19 protein-coding genes are annotated in these 21,835 nt (G+C 51.1%); 6 read left to right on the forward strand and 13 right to left on the reverse strand.

Annotated elements, in window-relative coordinates; all coding sequences use genetic code 11:
- Nucleotides 1-65: 65 nt before the first annotated feature.
- Complete coding sequence (locus FJM74_RS10395) at nucleotides 66-1,697, forward strand: pectate lyase (protein WP_187262540.1); 1,632 nt, start codon at nucleotides 66-68, stop codon at nucleotides 1,695-1,697.
- Nucleotides 1,698-1,914: 217 nt separating this feature from the next.
- Here FJM74_RS10395 and uvrB read toward each other — a convergent pair whose 3' ends face one another.
- The 12 genes from uvrB to FJM74_RS10455 all read right to left on the reverse strand — a co-directional run bounded on the left by uvrB (nucleotide 1,915) and on the right by FJM74_RS10455 (nucleotide 15,986).
- Nucleotides 1,915-3,942 (reverse strand): excinuclease ABC subunit UvrB, encoded by a 2,028-nt coding sequence (gene uvrB / locus FJM74_RS10400; RefSeq protein ID WP_187262541.1) that lies wholly within the window; start codon nucleotides 3,940-3,942, stop codon nucleotides 1,915-1,917.
- 760 nt (nucleotides 3,943-4,702) lie between these two features.
- Nucleotides 4,703-5,149, reverse strand: a complete 447-nt coding sequence (locus FJM74_RS10405; RefSeq protein WP_187262542.1) for a hypothetical protein — start codon at nucleotides 5,147-5,149, stop codon at nucleotides 4,703-4,705.
- A gap of 100 nt (nucleotides 5,150-5,249) precedes the next feature.
- Nucleotides 5,250-5,702, reverse strand: a complete 453-nt coding sequence (locus tag FJM74_RS10410; protein WP_187262543.1) for a hypothetical protein — start codon at nucleotides 5,700-5,702, stop codon at nucleotides 5,250-5,252.
- A gap of 324 nt (nucleotides 5,703-6,026) precedes the next feature.
- Entirely contained in the window at nucleotides 6,027-7,670 is a 1,644-nt protein-coding gene (locus tag FJM74_RS10415) for a PorT family protein (protein ID WP_187262544.1), read from the reverse strand.
- The gene (locus FJM74_RS10420; RefSeq protein WP_187262545.1) at nucleotides 7,654-8,232 is read right to left on the reverse strand and encodes an RNA polymerase sigma factor; all 579 of its coding nucleotides are present in this window, start codon (nucleotides 8,230-8,232) and stop codon (nucleotides 7,654-7,656) included. The genes FJM74_RS10415 and FJM74_RS10420 overlap by 17 nt, the downstream gene beginning before the upstream one ends.
- Nucleotides 8,233-8,579: 347 nt before the next feature.
- On the reverse strand, nucleotides 8,580-8,975 hold the full coding sequence (locus FJM74_RS10425) for a YkvA family protein (protein WP_187262546.1): 396 nt from the start codon (nucleotides 8,973-8,975) through the stop codon (nucleotides 8,580-8,582).
- 484 nt (nucleotides 8,976-9,459) lie between these two features.
- Nucleotides 9,460-10,194, reverse strand: coding sequence for a shikimate dehydrogenase family protein (locus tag FJM74_RS10430; RefSeq protein WP_187262547.1), 735 nt, complete (start codon nucleotides 10,192-10,194; stop codon nucleotides 9,460-9,462).
- 432 nt (nucleotides 10,195-10,626) lie between these two features.
- Nucleotides 10,627-11,613, reverse strand: coding sequence for a DUF368 domain-containing protein (locus FJM74_RS10435; protein WP_206684029.1), 987 nt, complete (start codon nucleotides 11,611-11,613; stop codon nucleotides 10,627-10,629).
- A gap of 367 nt (nucleotides 11,614-11,980) precedes the next feature.
- Nucleotides 11,981-12,754, reverse strand: a complete 774-nt coding sequence (locus FJM74_RS10440) for a phosphosulfolactate synthase (protein WP_187262548.1) — start codon at nucleotides 12,752-12,754, stop codon at nucleotides 11,981-11,983.
- A gap of 6 nt (nucleotides 12,755-12,760) precedes the next feature.
- Nucleotides 12,761-14,158, reverse strand: coding sequence for a tetratricopeptide repeat protein (locus FJM74_RS10445; protein WP_187262549.1), 1,398 nt, complete (start codon nucleotides 14,156-14,158; stop codon nucleotides 12,761-12,763).
- A 66-nt stretch (nucleotides 14,159-14,224) separates the two neighbouring features.
- The gene (locus FJM74_RS10450) at nucleotides 14,225-15,220 is read right to left on the reverse strand and encodes an NAD-dependent epimerase/dehydratase family protein (protein WP_187262647.1); all 996 of its coding nucleotides are present in this window, start codon (nucleotides 15,218-15,220) and stop codon (nucleotides 14,225-14,227) included.
- A gap of 22 nt (nucleotides 15,221-15,242) precedes the next feature.
- On the reverse strand, nucleotides 15,243-15,986 hold the full coding sequence (locus FJM74_RS10455) for a tyrosine-protein phosphatase (RefSeq protein ID WP_187262550.1): 744 nt from the start codon (nucleotides 15,984-15,986) through the stop codon (nucleotides 15,243-15,245).
- A gap of 278 nt (nucleotides 15,987-16,264) precedes the next feature.
- Between FJM74_RS10455 and FJM74_RS10460 the strand changes: the two genes are divergently transcribed.
- The 4 genes from FJM74_RS10460 to hpf all read left to right on the forward strand — a co-directional run bounded on the left by FJM74_RS10460 (nucleotide 16,265) and on the right by hpf (nucleotide 19,029).
- Complete coding sequence (locus FJM74_RS10460; protein WP_187262551.1) at nucleotides 16,265-17,404, forward strand: acyl-CoA dehydrogenase family protein; 1,140 nt, start codon at nucleotides 16,265-16,267, stop codon at nucleotides 17,402-17,404.
- 167 nt (nucleotides 17,405-17,571) lie between these two features.
- Nucleotides 17,572-17,766 (forward strand): 30S ribosomal protein S21, encoded by a 195-nt coding sequence (rpsU, locus tag FJM74_RS10465; protein ID WP_147923065.1) that lies wholly within the window; start codon nucleotides 17,572-17,574, stop codon nucleotides 17,764-17,766.
- A gap of 60 nt (nucleotides 17,767-17,826) precedes the next feature.
- Complete coding sequence (locus FJM74_RS10470; RefSeq protein WP_187262552.1) at nucleotides 17,827-18,705, forward strand: tyrosine-type recombinase/integrase; 879 nt, start codon at nucleotides 17,827-17,829, stop codon at nucleotides 18,703-18,705.
- A gap of 24 nt (nucleotides 18,706-18,729) precedes the next feature.
- On the forward strand, nucleotides 18,730-19,029 hold the full coding sequence (gene hpf / locus FJM74_RS10475; RefSeq protein WP_187262553.1) for a ribosome hibernation-promoting factor, HPF/YfiA family: 300 nt from the start codon (nucleotides 18,730-18,732) through the stop codon (nucleotides 19,027-19,029).
- A gap of 328 nt (nucleotides 19,030-19,357) precedes the next feature.
- On the opposite strand, the gene metK is transcribed toward hpf, so the two are convergent.
- The gene (gene metK, locus FJM74_RS10480; protein ID WP_187262554.1) at nucleotides 19,358-20,611 is read right to left on the reverse strand and encodes a methionine adenosyltransferase; all 1,254 of its coding nucleotides are present in this window, start codon (nucleotides 20,609-20,611) and stop codon (nucleotides 19,358-19,360) included.
- 280 nt (nucleotides 20,612-20,891) lie between these two features.
- Between metK and FJM74_RS10485 the strand changes: the two genes are divergently transcribed.
- A complete protein-coding gene (locus FJM74_RS10485) occupies nucleotides 20,892-21,707 on the forward strand; it encodes a phosphatase PAP2 family protein (protein ID WP_187262555.1) in 816 nt (271 codons plus the stop codon).
- The last annotated feature ends 128 nt before the right edge of the window (nucleotides 21,708-21,835 follow it).

A 21,835-nucleotide genomic window follows, 5' to 3' on the forward strand; every position in this document is an offset into this window, starting at 1 on the left:
TTGTTTGTTATTATTTGTAATTTCAGGATACCCGCTGCATATAATGCATTACCTCTGCAAACATCATGGCACAGAAAATAAAACACTGGCTCATCTGCTTTACCCTTGCAGCTATTTTTACTAACCCGGTAGTAGCGCAGGCTCCTCCCTTGGTTGAGGCGGCAGAACACGCCATGATGAGAGCTTCGCAGTACATGGTGGAAAAAGTGAGCACCAACGGCGGCTATGTGTGGTTTTATCTGCCGGATTTTTCGCGGCGCTGGGGCGAGATGGAAGCCTACAAAACCATGGTGTGGCTGCAGGGGCCTGGCACCGTTAGTATGGGGCACACCTTTCTGGATGCTTACGCGGCCACTGGCGACGAGCACTACTACCAGGCGGCAGCCAAAGCAGCGGCGGCCATTGTGTGGGGACAAAGCAAAGAAGGGGGCTGGAACTACATGATCGACTTTGCCGGCGACCGATCGCTGAAGCAGTGGTACAACACCATCGGCAAAAACGGCTGGCGCCTGGAGGAGTTTCAACACTATTATGCCAACGCTACTTTCGACGACGACAATACTACCGATGCGGCCCGGTTCCTGCTGCGAATGTACCTCACTAAGCTGGCCCCCGAATACAAACCGCCTGTAGACAAAGCAATCAATTTTATCCTGGAAAGCCAGTACCCACTTGGCGGCTGGCCGCAGCGCTATCCGCTCAAGTACGATTTCAACAAAAACGGCCTCCCGGACTACACTTCTTTTTTTACTTTTAACGACGATGTGATCTGGGAAAACATCAACTTCCTGATGCAGTGCTACCTGACTCTGGGCGAAGAGCGTTTGCTGGATCCTATACAGCGGGGCATGAATTTTTACCTGATCTCGCAACATAGCAGCGGTGGCTGGGCCCAGCAATACAACATGAACCTGGAACCCGCCGGTGCCCGCACCTATGAGCCTCCCATGCTACTGCCCACCACTACCTACAGCAACATAATGCTCCTGCTCCACTTTTATGAGTACACCGGCGAGTCGAAATACCTGACCCCGATTCCGGATGCCTTAGCCTGGCTGGAGAAAACCCGGCTGCCTGAAAACATGACGGAGAACAACCAGTACTCCCATCCTACGTTTGTAGAGATCGGAACCAACAAGCCTGTGTTCGTGCACCGCAAGGGATCTAATGTAAAGCACGGCTACTACTATTACGACTACAATGATAAGAACCTGCTAGCGCACTACCGCGGCAAAAAGACGTTAGATCTGGACCGCCTGAAAGCCGAGTTTAAGCGGGTTAAAACCTTATCGCCGGAAGAAGCCACCAAAAACTCACCGCTAAAGGTAGCAGCCTTTGCAGAGGCAGGCACACCGCAGACCTTCTATAGCCTGAACCGCTCCTCCTCCAGCCAGGCACCCACCGAAGCGCAGGTGAACGAGATCATAGCGGCGCTCGACGACCAGAACCGTTGGCTCGTAAAGCACGCCACCATCAGTAACCCTTACCACGGCGAAGGACAAAAGATAGAGCCAACAGACGAGTACGGAGCTGCCTTTGTAGGCGACGAAACAGACACTTCGCCGTTTAAAGACACCTCCGACCAGGAATATATCTCAACCCAGGCCTTTATACGGAACATGAGCCAGCTAATTAACTACGTGAAGACTAATAAGGGCCACATGAAGGCAAGTGCCGGCTTAAAGGCGGGTGGGTGAGCGGGAACCTTGTCGTGGACTTAAGAAAAACAACGATCACTTTCGTCTCAACGGCAGGAGAAATAACAGTGAACGTTGTGCTCGTTAGCTGATCCTATACCGACCTCTGGAAGGCCAAAATCATTAGAATAATTCACTTTAGGCAGGCTTCCTCTTTTATAAAACAAAAACCGCCGCAGCTAATATTAGCTGCGGCGGTTTTATAAAGTACTCACCCTTAATCCCGCTTCGACTTGAGCAGCTTCCGTAAATCGGCCAGCTCGTCGCGGTACTTGGCGGCTTGCAGGAAATCGAGGTCTTTGGCGGCTGCTTCCATCTGCTTCTCGGTCTTTTTGATGAGCTTTTCCAGTTCGTCGCGCTTCATGGTCTGCACGATCGGTTCTGCCGCCAGCGTCACCTCTTCGGGACCAACGTACATTTTCACTTCCCGCTTCCGCATATCGGCCACAGATGTCTGCTCGTGAATCTCGTTCCTCGACTTCAGAATGGTGCGCGGTGTTATGCCGTGCTCCTCGTTGTAAGCCATCTGGGTGGCGCGGCGGCGATTCGTTTCGTCGATGGCGCGCTGCATAGAGCCGGTCATGCGGTCGGCGTACATAATTACCCGGCCGCCAGAGTTACGGGCAGCGCGGCCCATGGTCTGGATGAGCGAGCGCTGGTCGCGCAGGAAACCTTCTTTGTCGGCATCCAGAATAGCCACCAGGCTTACCTCCGGCAGGTCCAGCCCCTCACGGAGCAGGTTCACACCGATCAGCACATCTATATCGCCCATGCGCAGTTCCCGCAGTATTTCTACCCGGTCGAGCGTTTTTACTTCAGAGTGCAGGTATTTTACCTTTATGTTGAGGCGCTCGAGGTACTTGCACAGCTCTTCAGACATCCGCTTGGTGAGGGTAGTCACGAGTACCCGCTCGTTTCGTTTAATGCGTTCGTCTATTTCATCGAGCAGGTCATCTACCTGATTGGCGCTTGGGCGCACGTCTATTTCCGGATCGAGCAGGCCGGTGGGGCGTATGATCTGCTCCACCACCACGCCTTCCGACTTCTGAATTTCGTAATCGCCGGGCGTGGCGCTTACAAATACTACCTGGTGCATCACGCTCTCAAACTCGTTGAAGGTGAGCGGGCGGTTGTCCATGGCCGCCGGAAGCCGGAAGCCATATTCTACCAGCGCCACCTTGCGGGAGCGGTCGCCGCCCCACATGGCCCGCACCTGCGGTATGGTTACGTGGCTCTCGTCTATCACCATCAGGAAATCGTCCGGGAAATAATCGAGGAGGCAGAAGGGGCGCGCTCCGGGAGCCCGACGGTCGAAGTAGCGGGAGTAGTTCTCGATGCCGGAGCAGTAACCCAGCTCACGGATCATCTCAAGGTCGAACTCGGTGCGCTCTTTAATGCGTTTGGCTTCTACGGGTCGGTCTTCTTTCAGGAAATACTCGTGCTGCGCCACCATGTCGAACTGGATCTCACTGATAGCCTGGTTCAGGGTATCTTTGCCCGTTACGAAGAGGTTGGCCGGGTAAAGCGTAATAGCCTGTTCATCGGAAAGCTTTTTGCCCGAAGCCGGGTCGATGCGGTGAATCTGCTCCAGCTCATCGCCAAAGAAGTAGAGGCGGTAGGCAAAGTCGGCATAGGCCGGGTAAATATCTACTGTGTCGCCCTTTACCCGGAATGTTCCACGTGTGAACTCGGCTTCGGTGCGGCTGTAGAGAATCTGCACAAAGGTGTAGAGCAGGTTGTTTCGGCTGAACCGCTGCCCCGGCGCCAGGTGCAGCACATTTTTGCCAAACTCCTCGGGGTTGCCAATACCGTAGATGCACGACACCGAGGCCACCACAATCACGTCGCGCCTGCCCGACAGCAGCGCTGAGGTAGTATGCAGCCGCAGCTTCTCGATCTCCTCGTTTATGGCCAGATCTTTTTCTATGAACACATCCGAAGAAGCAATATAGGCCTCCGGCTGGTAGTAGTCGTAGTACGAGATAAAATACTCTACGGCATTATTTGGGAAGAACTGCTTGAACTCACCGTACAGCTGCGCTGCCAGCGTTTTGTTATGGCAAAGCACCAGTGTCGGCTTTTCTACGTTTTTGATCACGTTGGCCATGGTAAAGGTCTTACCAGTGCCAGTGGCACCCAGCAACACCTGCGCATGCTCTCCGCGGTTTAACCCCTCCGTGAGTTGGGCGATGGCTTTGGGCTGGTCGCCGGTTGGCTGAAATTCTGATGTTAGCTGAAAATTCATGCGTTGTTTTTACGGATTGTAAAGACTGTAAAGATAGACTATAACACCAATAGGTGCAGGTAAGTTTAGCTTTTGCTACTGTTTATGCTAAAATGATTAGCGGGAAGAATGGCACACTTAGTATTTCGCCTGTTTATGTTCAGAAACGTCATCACCTTGTAAACTGATTGCCCTGAGAGCTTCCCATTGCCCAACTCCTCCATATAAATTATTTCCGGGCAAACAGGTATGACAGCATGAGGTAAGTGTTTTTATCAATTATTCCAATGATTTTGCCCCTCCGGAGGTTCTGCTGCTAAGCTTCCTGTAATACGAGTTCAAGGTAAGTTATGCACCTATTGTGTACAACAGCTGCCCCCTCGACCGGTCACCTCCTTTCTGCCTGCCATCTTCAGAATGTTACAAGTTTTGGGTACTTTCTGGGAACGGGTACTGGCAGAAAAATTCAGGGCTCTTTTTCCAGGATGGAGCTTCGATATTTTTCCATGAGGGATTACATCCATCGGGAGGGCTTTTTATCTGTTTAAAATTATTGCGTCGGATCAGTTAATCAGTTGTTCCTTACCTGCAGCAAAGAAAAAGCCTGCCGATAACTGGCAGGCCTTCTGAAAAACACTATCCTAATCAACAAAAAGATCGATAACTGCACCACCAGGTTTTGTTTAAACCAGCAGCAGCTCTTAAGTCTCCGGAGGGGCAAAATCATTGGAATAATTTAATTGCAGTGCCTGCCACACCTGCTACTTAACTACCGGCCTGGTTAGGCAAGACAGCGTCCAAGTTTAGACAGAAGGCGGTTACCACGTGAAACAGTGGCTTCGGGTTCCGCACAATTTCCGGAGCCGCAGGCACATACCTGCACCACCCTTACAGCCGGATACATAACAGAAGTAGCCACGCAGCGGGGACTATATTCACCGTTCAGCTCCAGTGCCACCTCTATCCGGATGCCTTGCAGCCTGTAGGCAGCGGGCAGGTTGTCTGTTGTTACCAAACCGCCCTGAATCTGGCCCACAAAGCGGTTGCTCTGCAGGCCGGACGCCTGGTTATCGTTTAGCAGGCGCAACACGTACCAGCCGGTTTCGCAGTCAGCCCCTACCACCTCTGCCTGCACACAAGCAACAGGCACCGGTTCCTCCCCCGAACAACTGATTGCCAGCAGCGACAAGCAGAGGAAGATAAGCGCAAGGTAAAAGGCAGGTTTCATAGTTTTAGGTTGTACTAAAGGCGCAAAAAAATTCAGGTAACGCATAGGAAAACATCCGACATGAACCTGTCGCCGCATGGCAACTGCTGGTAGATCAGGTTTATCGGTACAGGTAATACGAATCGGTAAAAACTGCTTTCGGGTCCTGGCCGGTAAACGAGTTCTTCAGCACCAGTTTCTTGTCCTTTGCTTCTTTTATCTCGAAGTAACCCACCCAGGCGCCCGAACTGAGCACGATAGTGCCCGGGTTATAGTGGTAATTTACTTTATAGGCACTGCGGTACGTTTTGTTGTAATAGTCTAACCGCATCAGAAAAGCGCTGTCGGCCCTGAACTCAAAGTAATCGGTGGGTTTGCCCTCGTAGTTTTCGGAGGTGCAGTTACGGTCTCGGCAGAGCTCCGACTCGATCCGCTCTATGTTCCACCTGCCGTGCAGGGTCGTCTGCATTTCTTCGGCCAGCAGCGCCGGCCTCACATCTTCGCTCTCTAAGCATCCTGAAAGCGTCAGAAATGAAATAATAACCACGGGGAGCCAATAAGTAGTTTTATTCATGGTATTGCCGCAAGGGTTAATTACGGTTGGTTTATGTTGCGCTGATTTGGGCATTTTTATGAAGTAACAGTCACGAAAAGGCTGCCGCCTCCCCATCAGCCCCTGGCGTGCTGGGAAGTACTTGCCGACGGCTGCGATCAGCCTGCCCGCAAGACCGAATAAAGCAGGAGAGCCAACAGCAGGAACCAGCCCAGCAGGTTTATGTTCGCGGCCTCTGCCAGTGCGGCAAAAGAGTTAAGGATCGTTTTCATGGCTGTGAACGCATTACTTACTACTTATACGATTCAGTTTCGGGCCTACTGGTTGCAAGGCCCGAAGAAAATTTTATTTTTCGCCCTGGCCCAGCAGGTACTGCACGCCCAGGTTCACGCCAATGGAGTAGGGTTTGCCTTGGGGTGCCAGGGCCTGGTCGGGGTTGGCCAGCATAGAGCTCAGGTAGCTGCGGAACTCCGGCCCTGCCACGATCATCACCGACTCGGATATTTGCTTGCCCACCCCCATGCCTATGTTGGTAGAGAACTGCACTTTCCGGAAAGGCGACACTTCCTCCTTGTTGTCGTAGCTGAAAGACGGCACTTTATCGGAGCCTGTCGTGATTCTGCTTTCTGTCAGGAAGTTGGCTGCCAGGGCCCCGGAGGCATACCAGCGCCAGCCCCTGTTGCCGATCTTGCCTTCGTACTGCAGGCCGAGCGGCACCGATATCTGCCGGTACTGGTAGTTTACATAAAACGGGCTTGTCTGCTCCACGGCAATCGAATCAGGAGAGAACCCGTTTGTAAGCGATGGCATAAAGATGGTAGAAACAAGTTCATAAGGCTCGCGGGTGGTAGGCTTAAACCAGAACTGCCTGAAAATAAAACTGGTCTTGGTGCGGGCCGAGTTTTGGATAAACCCGATCCCCGACAGGAGCTTCAGCTTTTTGGTCAGCCGGAAACCTGCACGCACTTCCATGCCATAAGAGAATGCCGCGTCTGTATTATCATCGTATTCCTCACGGGCAGCTTCCATATTTCTGGCTGTCGAAACATCGGCTTGCGGGCCGAAAGTTGCAAAGCTGTTATAGCGTACGGCTGGCATCATCTGGTCGGGCAGGCCTATGTTCTGGTTAAAGTAAGATGGCCCGGAAGCCATTCCCACGCTCCACCTACTATTGGCAGCACTGGCAACTACCTGCTCTTTTTTAGCTGTTTTGCCAAGCGATTGCTGCAGGGCATCCTCCTTCTTCTGGTCAGTAGCAGGCATGGCTGCCAATGTCTTGTACTGTGGCTCCCCGAGCTCCTTAATCGTTTTTGGCAGCAGGACTTCCTGCTCCTCCGGCAACTTCTGCCGCACCACCACCGACTGCATTTTTGGCCGGGCACTTTCTGTATCGGGTATGGCTGGCTGTTGTACTTTTTCCTGTGCCTCCGCAGGCTCGCCTGTACCACCAGTGGCGGCATACGCAGGCGGATTTGTGCTACCAGGCTGCTCCAGGTATGGCTGCTGCACCTCTTGCTTTGGTGTTTCTGCTGTTGCCGCCCTGGCAGGGGCTGCACCGGCCACACGGCTATCAGAACCGGCAGGCAGGGGTTTTGCGGTACGCGTGGCCGGCTGTGCGGAGGCTATGGCTTCTGCCCCTGCTGGCGCTGCGGTCTGGCTGCTTTTTGCTGGCTCTGAGGCTTCTGCGGGTGCAGCCTGCGTATTGGCATTAGCTGCAACTTGTTGCGCTGTGGCTGCTACAGGTTGCCCGGCCTGGTTACCCACCTGGTAGTACACCAAAGCACCGGCCAGCAGTAGCAGCACAAGACAAGCGGCAGCCAGTTGCCTGTACATAACGAACCGCTCCTTGTACTGGCGGTTTTCATGTACAGTAAGCTCATGGTCTATGCGCGACCAAAGGTCCGGAGCAGGCGAAGCCTCAGCGTCGTGCATCCGGCTACGGAACTGCTCTTCCAGTGATCCCCGCTCCTGTTTATTTGCTGATGACATGCTCTTTAAAGTTATGGTCCTGCCGTGCCAGCATTTGCTGTAATATGACCCTGGCACGTGAGTACTGCGATTTTGAAGTTCCTTCCGAAATACCCATCATTTCACCTATCTCCTTATGGTTGTAGCCCTCTATGGCGTACAAGTTAAACACCATCCGGTAGCGTGGGGCCAGGCTTTGGATCATGCTCATGAGCTCCTCCAGGCTATAGCCGGTCAGGTTGCAGGAGTCGGAGCTGATGCTGGCAACTTCCTCTGTTTCATGTGAAACCGTGAGCAGCGACTTCTGCCGCAAGTGTTTCAGGGCCGTGTTGATCATGATGCGCCTGATCCAGAACTCCAACGGACAATCGCGCTTAAACTTCTCGATGTTGGCAAACACCTTCACAAACCCCTCCTGCATGATATCTTCTGCCTCAAAATTGGTAGGTGCGTAACGCAGGCAAACCGCCATCATCTTTTTAGAGTACAGGTCATATAGGTCCCGTTGCACTTCCCGCTTGCCGGCAATGCACCCTTCAATGAGTTTCTCCTCGTCTGACTTTGGCCTGGTAAAAAGTTTCAAAAGCTACCTTCCTTACGACTTACACCCCTATGAGTCCTGTTCGCGACAAAGGGTTGCAAGCGAATTAAAAAAATATTCAACAGAATCCGGATTCTATGCCTGGAGTGGCATCAATAGCAGGATACACAAAGATATGAAAACGATAGGGACAACAATAATAAATTTTGTCTTTAATTCATATTATCCTTAGGAATTATCCTATTAAACAGTTCTTATCAATTACATGATCTGATGATAATAAGGGAGATGAAACTAAAAATGCCAGACCTCATATCAGAGATCCGGCATTTTTAGTTTAGTTGCTGAAATTACAGAGTGAGTTACAGCAGGCCAGGTAGCAACTCAGGTTAGATGATGTTCAGAAACAGCAGCTTATAGAAGAGCACCGCCACTACCGTGAGGGCCAGCACCCAGGTATATCCTATAATCCGGTGCCCCTCGCCTGATTCCGCTCTGTTCATGGTTTCGTAGGCCTGCAGTCGTGCTTCATTTACAACATCTTTCGGGAGCATCTGCCACGACAGGCTCAAGCCCAGCGCCACCACCACCACATCGTCCAGGAAGCCGAACAACACGGTCAGGTCCGGAATAAGATCTATGGGGCTAAGGGCATAGCCAATCACAAAGGCCAGTAACAGGCGAACCGGCCATTTAGCCCGTTTGTCGCGGTAAGACAAATAAATGGCGTAAATCGACGTGTTAAATTCCTGTGCTTTATGTTTAAGTTGGTATAAGTGCGTCATATTGTAAGTAGCTTTCCTGTAGGTACGCACAAAGGGCATACAATAGTTACAGCCTCACAGAAAAATAACACAAGATAGATTTACTAACGACTGTTAGCCAAAGAGATAAGCGGCACAGAAATATTCCAATGAAAATGGCCCCTCAGAGATAACGGCTGCTGTTAACGCTCCTTCAAGACGCCGGATACTGGATTTTAGACGAGAAACACCCGATCCGGGTAGGCGTTAAAAGTTAAGAGTGTTGTGTATCTGGTCTTTAGAAGCTGCTATTGCATGCTTCGCTCATCAGCACATGAAGCCAATTATTCTAATCAGAAAGGCCCTCTGGAGGTTTCTACTGCTGCTGATCTGCCTTGCATGATGCCTGCAAAGGGGCCTAAAAGCAGCCGCAGGCCGTGGAATAGTCGGTAAGAGCGGGAACGCTCACGCCATTATCATTCCTAATTTTTAATTTCTAATTTTGAATTCCTATCAAGGCGCAGCCCTACGCATTCCAGATAGCCCAAGCGGCTTCGGCCTGTTTGTAGAGCATGGCCAGCCCGTTGGTGACCTGGGCACCGGCAGCAGCGCCTTTTTGCATAAACTGCGTTTGCTCCGGGTTGTAGACCAGGTCGTAGAGGTAGTGCTGTGGCGTAAGCGACTCGTATGGCAGCGGCGGACAGGCATCGGTGGCCGGGTACATGCCGAGCGGAGTGGTGTTAATGATGAGCTTGTGCGTCGTCAGCAGCCCTGCCTGCACCTCCTCGTAGCTGATGGCAGACGGACCGGCGCTTCGCGATACTTGCTTGTGCGCAATGCCTAGGGCATCGAGGGCGGCTATCACGGCTTTGGCGGCACCGCCTGTACCCAGCACCAGCGCCCTCCCCTCCTGCCCCACGGGGTAAAACTCCTCCAGCGTTTGCCTGAAGCCGATAAAGTCGGTATTGTAGCCTTTTGTCTTTCCGTTTTCTACCCGAATGGTGTTTACGGCTCCAATGGCAGCAGCGGCGGCATCCATCTCGTCCAGAAAAGGTATGACTACTTCTTTGTATGGCACCGTTACGTTCAGCCCCGCCAGTTCCGGCTCACGCATGAGCAGTTCCGGAAACTCCGCGATCTGGTCCAGTTCATAAAGATCGTAAACAGCACCTTGAATGCCTTCGCGCTCAAACTTACCGGTAAAGTACCGCTTCGAAAAGGAGTGCCCTAACTTACGCCCGATCAACCCGAATTTTCTCATTTTACCTTATTGATTAACATTTATACCAAATAAGCTTCGCCAAATTTAATATTCAAAATAGAAATTATGGCAGATAGGCTATCCGGCAACTTTACAAGCCTGGACCATTTCTAAAAATAAAACTGGAGGAGTGCTAAGTACACTCAAGTGAGTATTGCCCTATCAGTAGGAGTAGAAGAAACAGGCTGCATAACCGAATTATTCTAATGAAAATACCCCTCCGGAGGTTCTGATGCTGCAGCTACAGCCCTGCAAGCGACATCATTTATTCGGATGTTTTTCTCGCCCCAGTCATTTAACTTCCCCAAAATGAATGTGCCTGCATAAGGTTTCCCAGGCGGCCAGAGCCCTCAGAATAGTCGTCGCGGGCGAGGACGCCCGCGCCATCATCATTTCTAATGTTGGATCTCTAATTATTCAGCTGACGCAGCCTTAGACTTTTTTGGTGTCGTCGTCTGTAATAAGATCGATGAGATATACCAGCGCAAACCCTGCCACAGCCAGCAGCACGCCGTAGAGCAGATAGGGTTCCTGCCCTGTAAGCTGCAGATAATCCGTTGGGAGCACATTTTCCTGCACCAGCGGCTTTACCACGCCATGGCGGTCGGTGTAGGTGGTGATGGTTTCTTTCCAGGGCCATACCTTGTTCAGCGACCCGATCATGAAGCCTGTGAGCAATGCCACAGTAAGGTTGTGGTAGCGCTTCAGCATCCAGTTGAGCACGTGCGAGAAAGCCAGGATACCGGTTACACAGCCCACTGCAAAAGTGGCCACCACATCAATCCGCAGATCCTTCACGGCATTCAAAATAAACTCGTACTTGGCCAGCAGCACCAGCAAAAAGCTGCCGGAGATGCCCGGCAGGATCATGGCGCAGATCGCAATGGCCCCCGACAGGAAAATAAACCAGTAGGCCTCCGGGGTCTGCGTGGGCGACATGACCGTAATAAAATACGCCGCCACCGTACCCACCAGCCCGGCCAAGACCACGGCACCATTCCAGCGGGTTATTTTTTTGCTTACTACCACGGCCGAGGCCACAATAAGCCCGAAAAAGAAGGCCCACAGCATTTCAGGATAGGTTTCGAGCAGGTACAGGATAAGCCGCGACAAAGAGGCCACAGAGAAAAGGATGCCTGACAGGAGCACCACCAGGAAGGTACCGTTGATGTGCTTCCAGAAACCTGCAAAATTGAGCCGGGCCAGCAACCGAACCGCTTCGCCGTTTACCGACCGGATAGAGCCAAGTAGTTCTTCGTAGATGCCTGTGATAAAGGCAATTGTTCCGCCAGACACGCCCGGCACCACATCAGCGGCTCCCATGCTTGCGCCTTTGGAGAAGAGCAACAGGTACTCTTTCAGCGTTCTGTTCTTCCTGTCAGAAGTTCTTTTTTCCTTGGTAGATGATGGATTTGACATATGACGTTAGGCGCTAAGGTGCTGCGCCAGGTTTAGATGTTAAAAATTATAAACGATACGCAGGTGATGTTTTCCTAACTAAAATTGCTTTAACCTTTTCCGATTATCAGGATCGAGCCACAGTGTCACCCTAAACTCGCTTGTAGTACAGCATTGACTGCGGCACCAGGCAATTATTCTAATCAAAACAGCCCTCCGTAGGCAATTTCTCCTGCTGGTGCTGCTCCTGTCTGCTTCTTGCGCAGGATGTGGCAGCCAGCCAAAGCGCCTGAGGCAGGCCTTTTGTTGCTACAAAAAAATTGCCCGTCCTTTTTCCGACGGGCAATTTATGGTTTTATCCTGATATTTTATAATACAAGAGAATTTCTTAGCAAGACTTGTCGAGGTCTAAAAACTGTGAAAATGTGTCGCCTCGCAGCCCCAGGCGGATGGTCTCGAGTGGCACCACTTCGCTTGGCGCAATGTTGCCTAAGTTCACGTTTGTTCCAAGCAGCTTAATAAACCACACCTGCTGCGCTTTCTGTGGTGCCTCCCACAGAATCTTTTCAAAAGGCACTTTGGTCAGGATCTCTTCCACCAGGCCGCTCCGCACCTCGCCGGTAGAGCGGAAGAGGCCAACGTTACCGCCCTCGCGGGCCTCGCCGATTACTTTCCAGGCGCCGGCGTCCAGCTCTTTCTGCATCAGCTGTATCCACATATAGGGCGGTATGATCTTGGCGTCGTCCTTAGACCCCACTTCCGACAGCACAGTTACCTGTTCGGCCAGCGTGCGGATATACTCGCACTTTTTATCATGCTCCATCTCCAGCGACCCGTCCGACACCTCTGCGAAGGTCATCTGGTACTTGTCAAGCACGCGGCGGTAATCGTCGAACTGGTTGCGGATAACGAATGCCTCGAAAAGGGTGCCCCCAAAGTAAACCGGAATGCCGGCCGCTTTAAACACATCCAGCTTTTTCTGCAGGTTAGGCACTACGTAAGACGTGGCCCAGCCGAGCTTCACGATATCAACATACTCGCCGGCTACTTCTATGAAGTCTTCTACTTCACGGATGCTCAGGCCTTTGTCCATGGCCATGGTAAACCCCCGCTCGCGAGGTTTCGGCTCGCGCTGCGGCACGTTTTTAAGGGTATAGTTCATTTAATTTTATTTGCGGTACTGGTCAATTAATCTGGCTAAGGCACGCTGCGACTCAAGCTCCGGGAAGAATTCGAACAGCAGTTTGTGTTTATTAAAATCCAAAATTAAACCATTTTCCAAATAATTGTACGCCTCCTTGTATTTTCCTGCAGAAAGCATGTAGGCGCAAGCCCTGTAATATAGCTCTGCTTCGTCTGGTTGCAGTTCTATGGCGTTTAAAATAATCTCGGTGGCCTCCTCAAAATTTCCCTGTTCAAACAGAATAATGGACCAGTTGAGGTAAATGTCTTTGTCGCCGGGCTGAATTTCGGCGGCGCGCTCGTAGCTCTCCAGCGCCGACACCACATGCCCCACATGGTACTCGGCGGCGGCCAGCGCCACCCAGTAATCCACGCTGTCTTCGTAGAGGTTCACCGCTTTCCGGAAGAAATGCACGGCCTCGTACCATTTGCCCTGCGCATCCAGAATAATGCCGATCCCGAACCAGGCCTCATCCATGGTCTGGTCCAGGTCTATGGATTTCTGGTAATACCGCCTCGACAGGTCCCACTGGTTTAGCTTTTCGTAGCACTCGCCAATGTTGCAATACACCTCCGCTGATGGCGGACCGTGCTCGAGCATGGCATTAAACGCCTCTATGGCCTTGGTATACTCGCCCAAAAACACATAGGCGTTGGCCATGTTGTTGTAAGCGGTAATAAAATCGGGCTTGATAAGGGTAGAGTAGTCGTAGGCGGCAATGGCTTTGTCGTAGTTGCCGAGTTTGTTGTACACGTTGCCCAGGTTAAACCAGGCTACATACGAGTATGGGTCGGCATCTACAAATTCTTGGAAAAACGGCAGTTCCTCGCGCATATTGCCGGTAATCTCCATACAATACACCACCTCTTGCATGGCCGCCTCATTTTCTACATTCAGGGCGATACACTTTTTGTAATATTTAATGGCAGAGGCAAACTTGCCCCAGGTCTGGTAGGCCAGGCCAATGTTAAAGAAAATATCGTCGCGGTCCTCGGCAAAGGCCAGGGCTTTCTTAAACTGGTCGATGGCATCGCGGTAATCGCCGCGCTGGGTAAATATGATGCCCCGTGTGAGGAACACATCGGGGTTCTGCACCTCTACTTCTGCCACCTGCTCAATAAGGGTAAGGGCCTCGTCGAAACTGCCGGACATGGCCAGCAGCTGCGCCTTGTCTATGAGCAGCTCGTTTGAGAAAGGATACTGCGCAAGCGCAGAGTCGCAGGCGATAATCGCCTTTTTATAATCGAAATTGGCCGTATAGTGGTCAATTATGTATTCAAAGTCATTCAGGTCGAAAAAAGCAGTTTCACTGCTTCCCAGCATCTGTTCGAACCGCTGTATCAGTTCAAGTTCCTCGCTGTGTTCGTCAAAGTTTTCTTTCATCTCCAAAATCCAACAAGCTGCCTAAAAGCAAGCTCTTTCTTATTACATTTTATGACAGCAAATAGTTTAGAGTGCCTCTGCTGTTTCAGAGCGCTTGCCTGCCGCGAGCAATCGGCTGCAGCACCAGGCGATGGTCTCCCCCAAGGGCCTGAACTCTATATTTATGGCTTGTTTTACTTTCTCGTTGCTGAACAGATGGCTTTTGCCGGCTAAACGTGCCGTGTCTTTAGTGATGAGTGGCCTTCTGCCCGTAACCACGGCGAGCGCATGCTCCAGTCGCCAGATCACTTCTGCAAAGGCAGGTATTACTTTGTGCGATGGGGCCTTTTTTCCGAGGCAGTGCGCCACCTGCTCAAAAAAGATTTTGTACTCCATCTGTTCTGCGTTTAATATAAATCTTTCTGCCGAAATATCCGAGAAGGTCAGCCGGAGCATGGCCTCCACCACATCGCGTACATCCACAAAATTAGCACTTCCTCCTGTGTAGAACGGCTTCTCGTCAAAAACATATTTTAAGAGGCGGGTACTGCTGCGGTTCCAGTCGGCAGGGCCCAGCACCACCGAGGGGTTTACGATCACGGCCTTTAGCCCCTCTGCCACACCGCGCCACACTTCGAGCTCGCCAAAATATTTTGAGCTGGCGTAGGCCGAATGCTCCTCGGCCTGGTCCCACTTGTTTTTCTCCGACAAAACTGATGCCGTTTTGGAGCGCCCGATCGCCGCGATGGAGCTGACGTGGCAAAGCTTAATGTTTCCTACTTCCAGGCAGGCATCGACTATGTTAGCGGTGCCCTCCACGTTTACCTGCTTCAGCAGCTCCTCGTCCTGAGGTGCATACGACACCAGCCCCGCACAATGGAACACGTACTGCACCCCTTGCAGTGCCTCCCGCAGCAGGCTCGGGTCCAGGATATCGCCCTCCAGCCACAGCACTTTATCTCCTCCTTCCACTGCCGGAATGCGGCCCCTGTACAAGGCCTTTACTATATGCCCCTGCGCCACCAGCGCCGGAATTAAATAACTGCCTATCAGGCCACTGCCACCTGTCACGAATACCGTCATAGCCAAAATATCAGGGGGATGATTACAGTTGGTTGTTACGCAGGTTAAGTGCCAGCGCTTTATGAATATATTTGCAGTTCAGCACTTTATGCACGGAAGCAATATGTTTAATGGTGTGGGCGTCGGTGCCGAGAAAATCTACCATGCCATCATCTACCAGCCGCTCCGCCATGGTACGGGCCTGACCGGAGTAATATCCTACCAGTGAGTTCAGGTTAATCTGAAAAAGCACCCCTTTCTCGCGCAAGGCTACCAGCTCGTGGTACTTGCCATAGAAATAGGAGTAGCGCTCCGGGTGGGCCAGCACGGGCTTATAGCCCTGGGTACGCATCAGGAACACAGCCTCTTTCAGGTTCAGCGGCTCGTTCAGGAAAGATGTCTCGAACAGGAGGTAATTGTCTCCGAAGGTCAGCAATTCCTCTTTCGCCTCCAGCTTGTTCACAAAGCCCTCGTCCAGGTAATGTTCTGCGGCGCAGGCCAGCTCCATATCTATTTTTGCCTCTGCCACGGCGTGCTGCAGCATTCTAAGCCGTTCTCTGATACCGGCCGGTGTGTTTCTGTAAAAGTCACTCATAATGTGCGGCGTCATGATCAGTTTCCGGTAGCCCAGCGCCTGCATGGCCCGCACCAACTCAAGCGATTGCTCCAGGTTCTCTGCGCCATCGTCAAGCCCGGGCAAAATATGAGAATGCATATCTACTTCCAGGCAAGCCAGCGAAGCTTCCTCCACAGCAGCACCAAATAAGTCTTTTAAAAACTGTATCATCGAACAATATTAGTGTAACAACACCAGAATGACCCGCTTGAGGTTGCCACATTTACGCAAATATATGGGTAATATATTGCAATTATACCTTTTGGCAAAATAAGCGAAATCTATCGGCAGGCCTCCTTCCTACAACTATTCCGGTGAAGCAGCGTCTATAATATCCTCTATACTTAATAGAAGATTATGCAGTTTTAGTTAAATTTCAAATCGGGCAAACATGGCACTGTTCCTTGCCGTTATATACGCGACTTGCACACCCTCTACAATCTAAACTCATGGAATTATCAACAACAGAAAATCAGCGTATGATCGCTGACATGATCCGGGACTTTGGCACCAAACATATTCGCCCTTTTATGCGCCAATGGGACGAGAGCCAGGAATTTCCGGTGGACGTGTTTAAAGAACTGGGCAAGCTCGGGCTAATGGGCGTGCTGGTGCCTGCAGAGTTTGGCGGCTCCGGCTTCGGCTACCTGGAGTATGTTACCGCTATTGCCGAGCTGTCTAAAATAGACGGCTCCATCGGTCTGTCTATGGCCGCCCACAACTCTTTATGCACCGGCCACATACTGCAGTTTGCCAACGACGCTCAGAAAAAGAAGTACTTGCCTAAGCTTGCCACCGCCGAATGGATTGGCGCCTGGGGCCTTACCGAACCTAACACAGGCTCCGATGCCGGCAACATGCGCACCGTGGCCGTGCAGGACGGCGACCACTGGGTGATAAACGGCGCCAAGAACTTTATTACGCACGGTAAGTCGGGGCAGGTGGCGGTGGTAATTGTGCGCACCGGCGAAACGGGCGACTCGAGGGGCATGACGGCCTTTATTATAGAGAAAGGAACACCTGGTTTTAGCGCAGGCCGCAAAGAAGACAAGATGGGCATGCGTGCCTCCGAAACCACGGAGCTTGTTTTCCAGGATTGCCGCGTGCACCAAGACCAGGTGCTGGGCAATGTGGGCGAAGGCTTTATACAGGCCATGAAGGTGCTGGATGGTGGCCGGATCTCGATTGCGGCGCTCTCGCTGGGCATCGCCCAGGGCGCTTTTGAGGCCGCACTGGCCTACTCGCAGGAGCGACAGCAGTTCAACCAGCCTATCTCCTCTTTTCAGGGCATCTCGTTTAAGCTGGCCGATATGGCCACGGAGATCGAGGCGGCTTCGCTGCTCACCTACCAGGCGGCCGACATGAAAAACCGGGGACTCGATGTGAACAAGGAATCGGCGATGGCGAAGTACTATGCCTCGGAGGTGGCCGTGCGGGCTGCTAACGAAGCCTTGCAAATTTTCGGGGGCTACGGCTTTACAAAAGATTACCCGGCCGAGAAGTTTTACCGCGATGCAAAGCTGTGCACTATAGGCGAAGGAACCAGCGAGATCCAGAAACTTGTGATAGCAAGGGCGATCCTGAAGTAACATTTTTGGCAAAAGTATCGTCAAAATATAGTTGCCCCAGTGCTGATGGGGCGGCAGAAAGGACCTATTGCATAGAGCGGATAAAATATTTTACCAATCTATTGATTTTTAAGCAGAAACTTTCGTAAATTTGCAGCCTTAATACCTGAAGAAGAAATTAAAAAAATATGATCATTGTAAACGTAAAAGACAACGAGTCGGTAGACCGCGCTTTAAAAAGATTTAAGAAGAAATTTGAGAGAACCGGTGTTCTTAAAGAACTGAGAGCAAGAACTTTCTTTGAAAAGCCATCTGTATCTAAAAGAAAGCAGAAAGAAAGAGCAAAGTACAAGCAAACGCTTTTTGCTCAAGATAACTACTAGTCTTTACTGGCACTATAGATATTTTTCCATAAATTAGTGTACTGCCCAGCGCACTAATTTATGGATTTATTTTTCAAATACCTGCAGTACGAGAAGCGTTACAGCTCTCATACGCTTACCTCTTACCATACAGACCTAGGCCAATTTGCAGACTACCTGCAAGAGGTCTACCAAATTTCTGATCCTGCCGAGGCTGATCATGCCATTATCCGGTCCTGGCTCCTTTCCCTGGTGCAGAAGCACCTGGAGGCACGCTCTATTAACCGCAAAATAGCCTGCCTCCGCTCCTACTACAAATTCCTGCTCTCACAACAGCGTGTGCAGGTGAACCCCATGCTCCGCATCAGAGCCCCAAAGGCCTCTAAAAAGCTGCCCGGCTTTGTGGCGGAACAACCCTTTAACAACCTGCTCGACACATTTGAGTTCGAAGACAACTTCGAGGGGCACCGCGATAAGCTTATCCTGGAGTTCCTCTACGGAACCGGCATCCGCCTGGCCGAGCTGATCGGCATTGAGCACGGTGATATAAACCTACATGCCCGTACGGTGCGGGTGCTTGGCAAAGGCAACAAGGAGCGGATCATTCCCATCAACGACTCGCTGCACTCTACCCTCGAATTGTATATAGCAGCTAAGAAAAAAGCCTTGCCGGATAACAATTCGAAAATGCTGCTCGTTACAACTAAAGCACGCCCGCTCTATCCAAAATTTGTTTACCGTGTTGTAAAAAAATACATCAGCTTGATCACGACCTCAGAACACAACAGCCCGCATGTGCTCAGGCACTCGTTCGCAACGCATCTCCTGAACAAGGGGGCCGACCTGAATGCGATCAAGGATTTATTGGGGCATGCCAGCCTTGCCGCCACGCAGGTATACACGCACAATTCAATTGAGAAGCTAAAATCGATTTTCGAGAAAGCTCATCCAAAGGCATAAGTTTAACATTTAAATTAAATTACTATGAAGCTACAGATGCATTCCATCCATTTCGATGCTGACACTCAGCTTACCGAATTTGTGAAACAGAAAGTGAACAAACTGGAGACCTTCTACGACCGCATTGTGGAGGGAGAGGTGTTTCTTAAACACAACAACAGCGATGGCACAGACACAAAGACTGTAGAGATCAAGCTTTTTGTGCCCGGCTCCACCCTGTTCTCGCAGGAGAATGCGCCCTCTTTTGAAGCTGCCGCCGATGCTGCCGTAGACGCTATGCGCCGTCAGCTGAAAAGGTTCAAAGAAAAGCAAATGACTTACTGAAAGCTTGTTAAGTCTTATCTATAAAACAGGAGAGGCTGCCCCGCATTAGGGCAGCCTCTCCTGTTTTATAGATATACTGAAGCAACTGTAATGTAGCCGGGGAGATGAATTATTCTAATAAAAAAGCCCCTCCGGAGGTTTTGCTGCTGCTTAAAAGGACACAGGACTTTGGACTATCATTTAATTTCCTGACTATGCTACCATGCTCCAGACACTCGCAGGAGCTGCGGCGCACGCTGCGAGGTCAGAACAATGATTCAACCATTCAACAGTTTAATCATTTATCTTAATGGTCATTGTCCCATTAGCACATTAAGAAACCAGCACATTAAATTCTGAAAGCTTCTTGTAGCTTCCCTACATAATCCAGGCTTTCCCAGGTAAACAGCTCCACTTCCAGTTCCTTCTTTTCGCCGTTGGCACCTTCGAACACCTTTGTTACTGTTTCGTTTTTACGGCCCATGTGGCCATAGGCAGCCGTCTCAGCATAGATGGGGTTGCGGAGTTTCAGGCGGGTTTCGATGCCATAGGGCGTCATGTCGAATATATCCCCGATCTTCTGCGCTATCTCGCCGTCAGAGAGGTCTACTTTGGCGGTGCCGTAAGTATTCACATAAATACCCATCGGGTCTTTTACGCCAATGGCATACGACACCTGCACCAGCACTTCGTCGGCCACGCCGGCTGCCACCATGTTTTTGGCAATGTGGCGTGTGGCATAAGCCGCCGAGCGGTCTACCTTAGACGGGTCTTTGCCCGAGAAGGCTCCTCCACCGTGAGCCCCTTTGCCACCGTACGTATCCACAATTATTTTACGGCCGGTTAAGCCGGTATCGCCATGCGGACCGCCAATCACAAACTTGCCGGTAGGGTTGATATGGTATTTTATCTTATCCGTGAACAGGGCCTGCAGTTCTTCCTTCAGTTGGCGCTTAACCCTCGGGATCAGCACCTCTACAATATCGTCCTGAATTCTTTTCTGCATGGCTTCTTCAGAGCCAAATTCGTCGTGCTGTGTGGAAACCACAATAGAATCTATGCGGATAGGCCGGTGGTCGTCGCTGTACTCTATGGTTACCTGCGACTTGGCATCGGGGCGGAGGTAGTCAATCTGAGTGCCTTCGCGGCGGATGGCTGCCAGCTCGATCAGAATTTTGTGCGCCAGATCGAGGGCCAGCGGCATGTAGTTTTCGGTTTCGCTGGTCGCATAGCCAAACATCATGCCCTGGTCGCCGGCTCCCTGCTCCTGCTTGGTCAGCCGGTCTACTCCCTGGTTGATATCGGCAGACTGCTCATGAATGGCCGAAAGCACACCACAGGAATTCGCCTCAAACATATATTCCGACTTGGTATAACCAATCTTCCTGATCACCTCACGGGTAATTCGCTGCACATCCAGGTACGTTTTTGATTTTACTTCGCCCGCCAGGATAACCTGCCCGGTGGTTACCAGTGTTTCGCAGGCTACTTTGGAATCAGGATCCCAGGCCAGAAAGTTATCAATCAGGGCATCCGATATCTGGTCTGCTACCTTATCTGGGTGACCTTCTGATACAGATTCAGAAGTGAATAAATATGGCATTATCAAATAGGGTTAAAGGCTGTTTAACAACTGTAAGCTTTTATTTTGAAAGATACACAAAGCTATAATAATTAAGGCAGACTATAAACATTTTATAGTTGCAGCCAGCGATATTTCACTCTACATCTTTTCATTACACTACCTGCCCTGATTCCGGAGCCTGGAGCAGGCCGGCAGCCAAAAACGGCCGGGTGGCCGGTTCTAAGTGCCTTTGCCTATAAACTTTTTTATTGTTTACACGTTCCACCAACGTTAAATATCTACTTAATAAGACATTCAGATGAAACTAAAAATACTTATCTTTTCCCTGCTATTTTCTCAGAGCCTGATGCTTAGAGCACAGCAGGACTCACCCTACAAGACCAGCTGGAAAGTTGACGGACCCATTACTGCCGCCGGCATGGGCCTGAGCTACTATGGTCTCACGCTGATGCAGGACAAAGACGGCTTAACAGAAGAACAGATAAGCCGGCTACAGACCAGCGATGTAAACGGCTTCGACCGCTTTTCTGCCGGCTGGGACTCCGAAAATGCCAACAAGATCAGTGATATTCCGTTTTACACCTCTTTTGCCATGCCTTTTATCTGGGTTCTGAATGATAACATCCGCAGCAACGCCGGGCAGGTGTTTGGCCTCTACGTGCAAACCATGGCTGTTACGGGCACGCTCTTCACCATAACTAACGGACTGAACCCACGCACCAGGCCTATGATCTACAGCCCTGATGTGGACATGGCCGAAAAGATGCGGGCCAACTCCAGAAACTCCTTTTATGCCGGTCACACGGCAGCTTCTGCCAGCGCTACCTTCTTCTTTGCCAAGGTGTTTCACGACTTCAACCCAGATTCTCCGGCCAGGCCCTATGTGTGGGCGGCAGCGGCAGCCGTGCCGGCTACTGTGGGCTACTTCAGGCTTAAAGCTGGCAAGCACTTTCTGAGCGACAATATTATAGGCTATACACTTGGGGCAGCCGCAGGCATACTGGTGCCACAACTGCACAAGAAGACCAACAGAACCGGCCTGTCGCTTGCCCCCGTCATGGGCAGCTTTATGGGGTACCGGTACGAGGGAGCGGCTCTGGGGTATAGATTTTAGCCTGATGCCTTCAACTATAGACGGCGACTTAACATCCCGGAAATCGGATTTGTACTGCCAGTGCTACAGGACATAAGACGCAGGATTTTTAACAATTAGTACAAATCAAATGTGAGTTTCGATACGTT

This window comes from Pontibacter beigongshangensis, from assembly GCF_014332515.1.
GTDB lineage: Bacteria > Bacteroidota > Bacteroidia > Cytophagales > Hymenobacteraceae > Pontibacter > Pontibacter beigongshangensis.

What these genes read in the sequence shown, in the direction of transcription:
- rpsU (WP_147923065.1), top strand. Translation starts at nt 17,572, where the DNA reads ATGATCATTGTAAACGTAAAAGACAACGAGTCGGTAGACCGCGCTTTA.
- FJM74_RS10470 (WP_187262552.1), top strand. Translation starts at nt 17,827, where the DNA reads ATGGATTTATTTTTCAAATACCTGCAGTACGAGAAGCGTTACAGCTCT.
- FJM74_RS10460 (WP_187262551.1), top strand. Translation starts at nt 16,265, where the DNA reads ATGGAATTATCAACAACAGAAAATCAGCGTATGATCGCTGACATGATC.
- uvrB (WP_187262541.1), bottom strand. Translation starts at nt 3,942, where the DNA reads ATGAATTTTCAGCTAACATCAGAATTTCAGCCAACCGGCGACCAGCCC.
- FJM74_RS10405 (WP_187262542.1), bottom strand. Translation starts at nt 5,149, where the DNA reads ATGAAACCTGCCTTTTACCTTGCGCTTATCTTCCTCTGCTTGTCGCTG.
- FJM74_RS10485 (WP_187262555.1), top strand. Translation starts at nt 20,892, where the DNA reads ATGAAACTAAAAATACTTATCTTTTCCCTGCTATTTTCTCAGAGCCTG.
- metK (WP_187262554.1), bottom strand. Translation starts at nt 20,611, where the DNA reads ATGCCATATTTATTCACTTCTGAATCTGTATCAGAAGGTCACCCAGAT.
- FJM74_RS10395 (WP_187262540.1), top strand. Translation starts at nt 66, where the DNA reads ATGGCACAGAAAATAAAACACTGGCTCATCTGCTTTACCCTTGCAGCT.
- FJM74_RS10410 (WP_187262543.1), bottom strand. Translation starts at nt 5,702, where the DNA reads ATGAATAAAACTACTTATTGGCTCCCCGTGGTTATTATTTCATTTCTG.
- hpf (WP_187262553.1), top strand. Translation starts at nt 18,730, where the DNA reads ATGAAGCTACAGATGCATTCCATCCATTTCGATGCTGACACTCAGCTT.
- FJM74_RS10455 (WP_187262550.1), bottom strand. Translation starts at nt 15,986, where the DNA reads ATGATACAGTTTTTAAAAGACTTATTTGGTGCTGCTGTGGAGGAAGCT.
- FJM74_RS10440 (WP_187262548.1), bottom strand. Translation starts at nt 12,754, where the DNA reads ATGAACTATACCCTTAAAAACGTGCCGCAGCGCGAGCCGAAACCTCGC.
- FJM74_RS10450 (WP_187262647.1), bottom strand. Translation starts at nt 15,220, where the DNA reads ATGACGGTATTCGTGACAGGTGGCAGTGGCCTGATAGGCAGTTATTTA.
- FJM74_RS10430 (WP_187262547.1), bottom strand. Translation starts at nt 10,194, where the DNA reads ATGAGAAAATTCGGGTTGATCGGGCGTAAGTTAGGGCACTCCTTTTCG.
- FJM74_RS10445 (WP_187262549.1), bottom strand. Translation starts at nt 14,158, where the DNA reads ATGAAAGAAAACTTTGACGAACACAGCGAGGAACTTGAACTGATACAG.
- FJM74_RS10415 (WP_187262544.1), bottom strand. Translation starts at nt 7,670, where the DNA reads ATGTCATCAGCAAATAAACAGGAGCGGGGATCACTGGAAGAGCAGTTC.
- FJM74_RS10435 (WP_206684029.1), bottom strand. Translation starts at nt 11,613, where the DNA reads ATGTCAAATCCATCATCTACCAAGGAAAAAAGAACTTCTGACAGGAAG.
- FJM74_RS10425 (WP_187262546.1), bottom strand. Translation starts at nt 8,975, where the DNA reads ATGACGCACTTATACCAACTTAAACATAAAGCACAGGAATTTAACACG.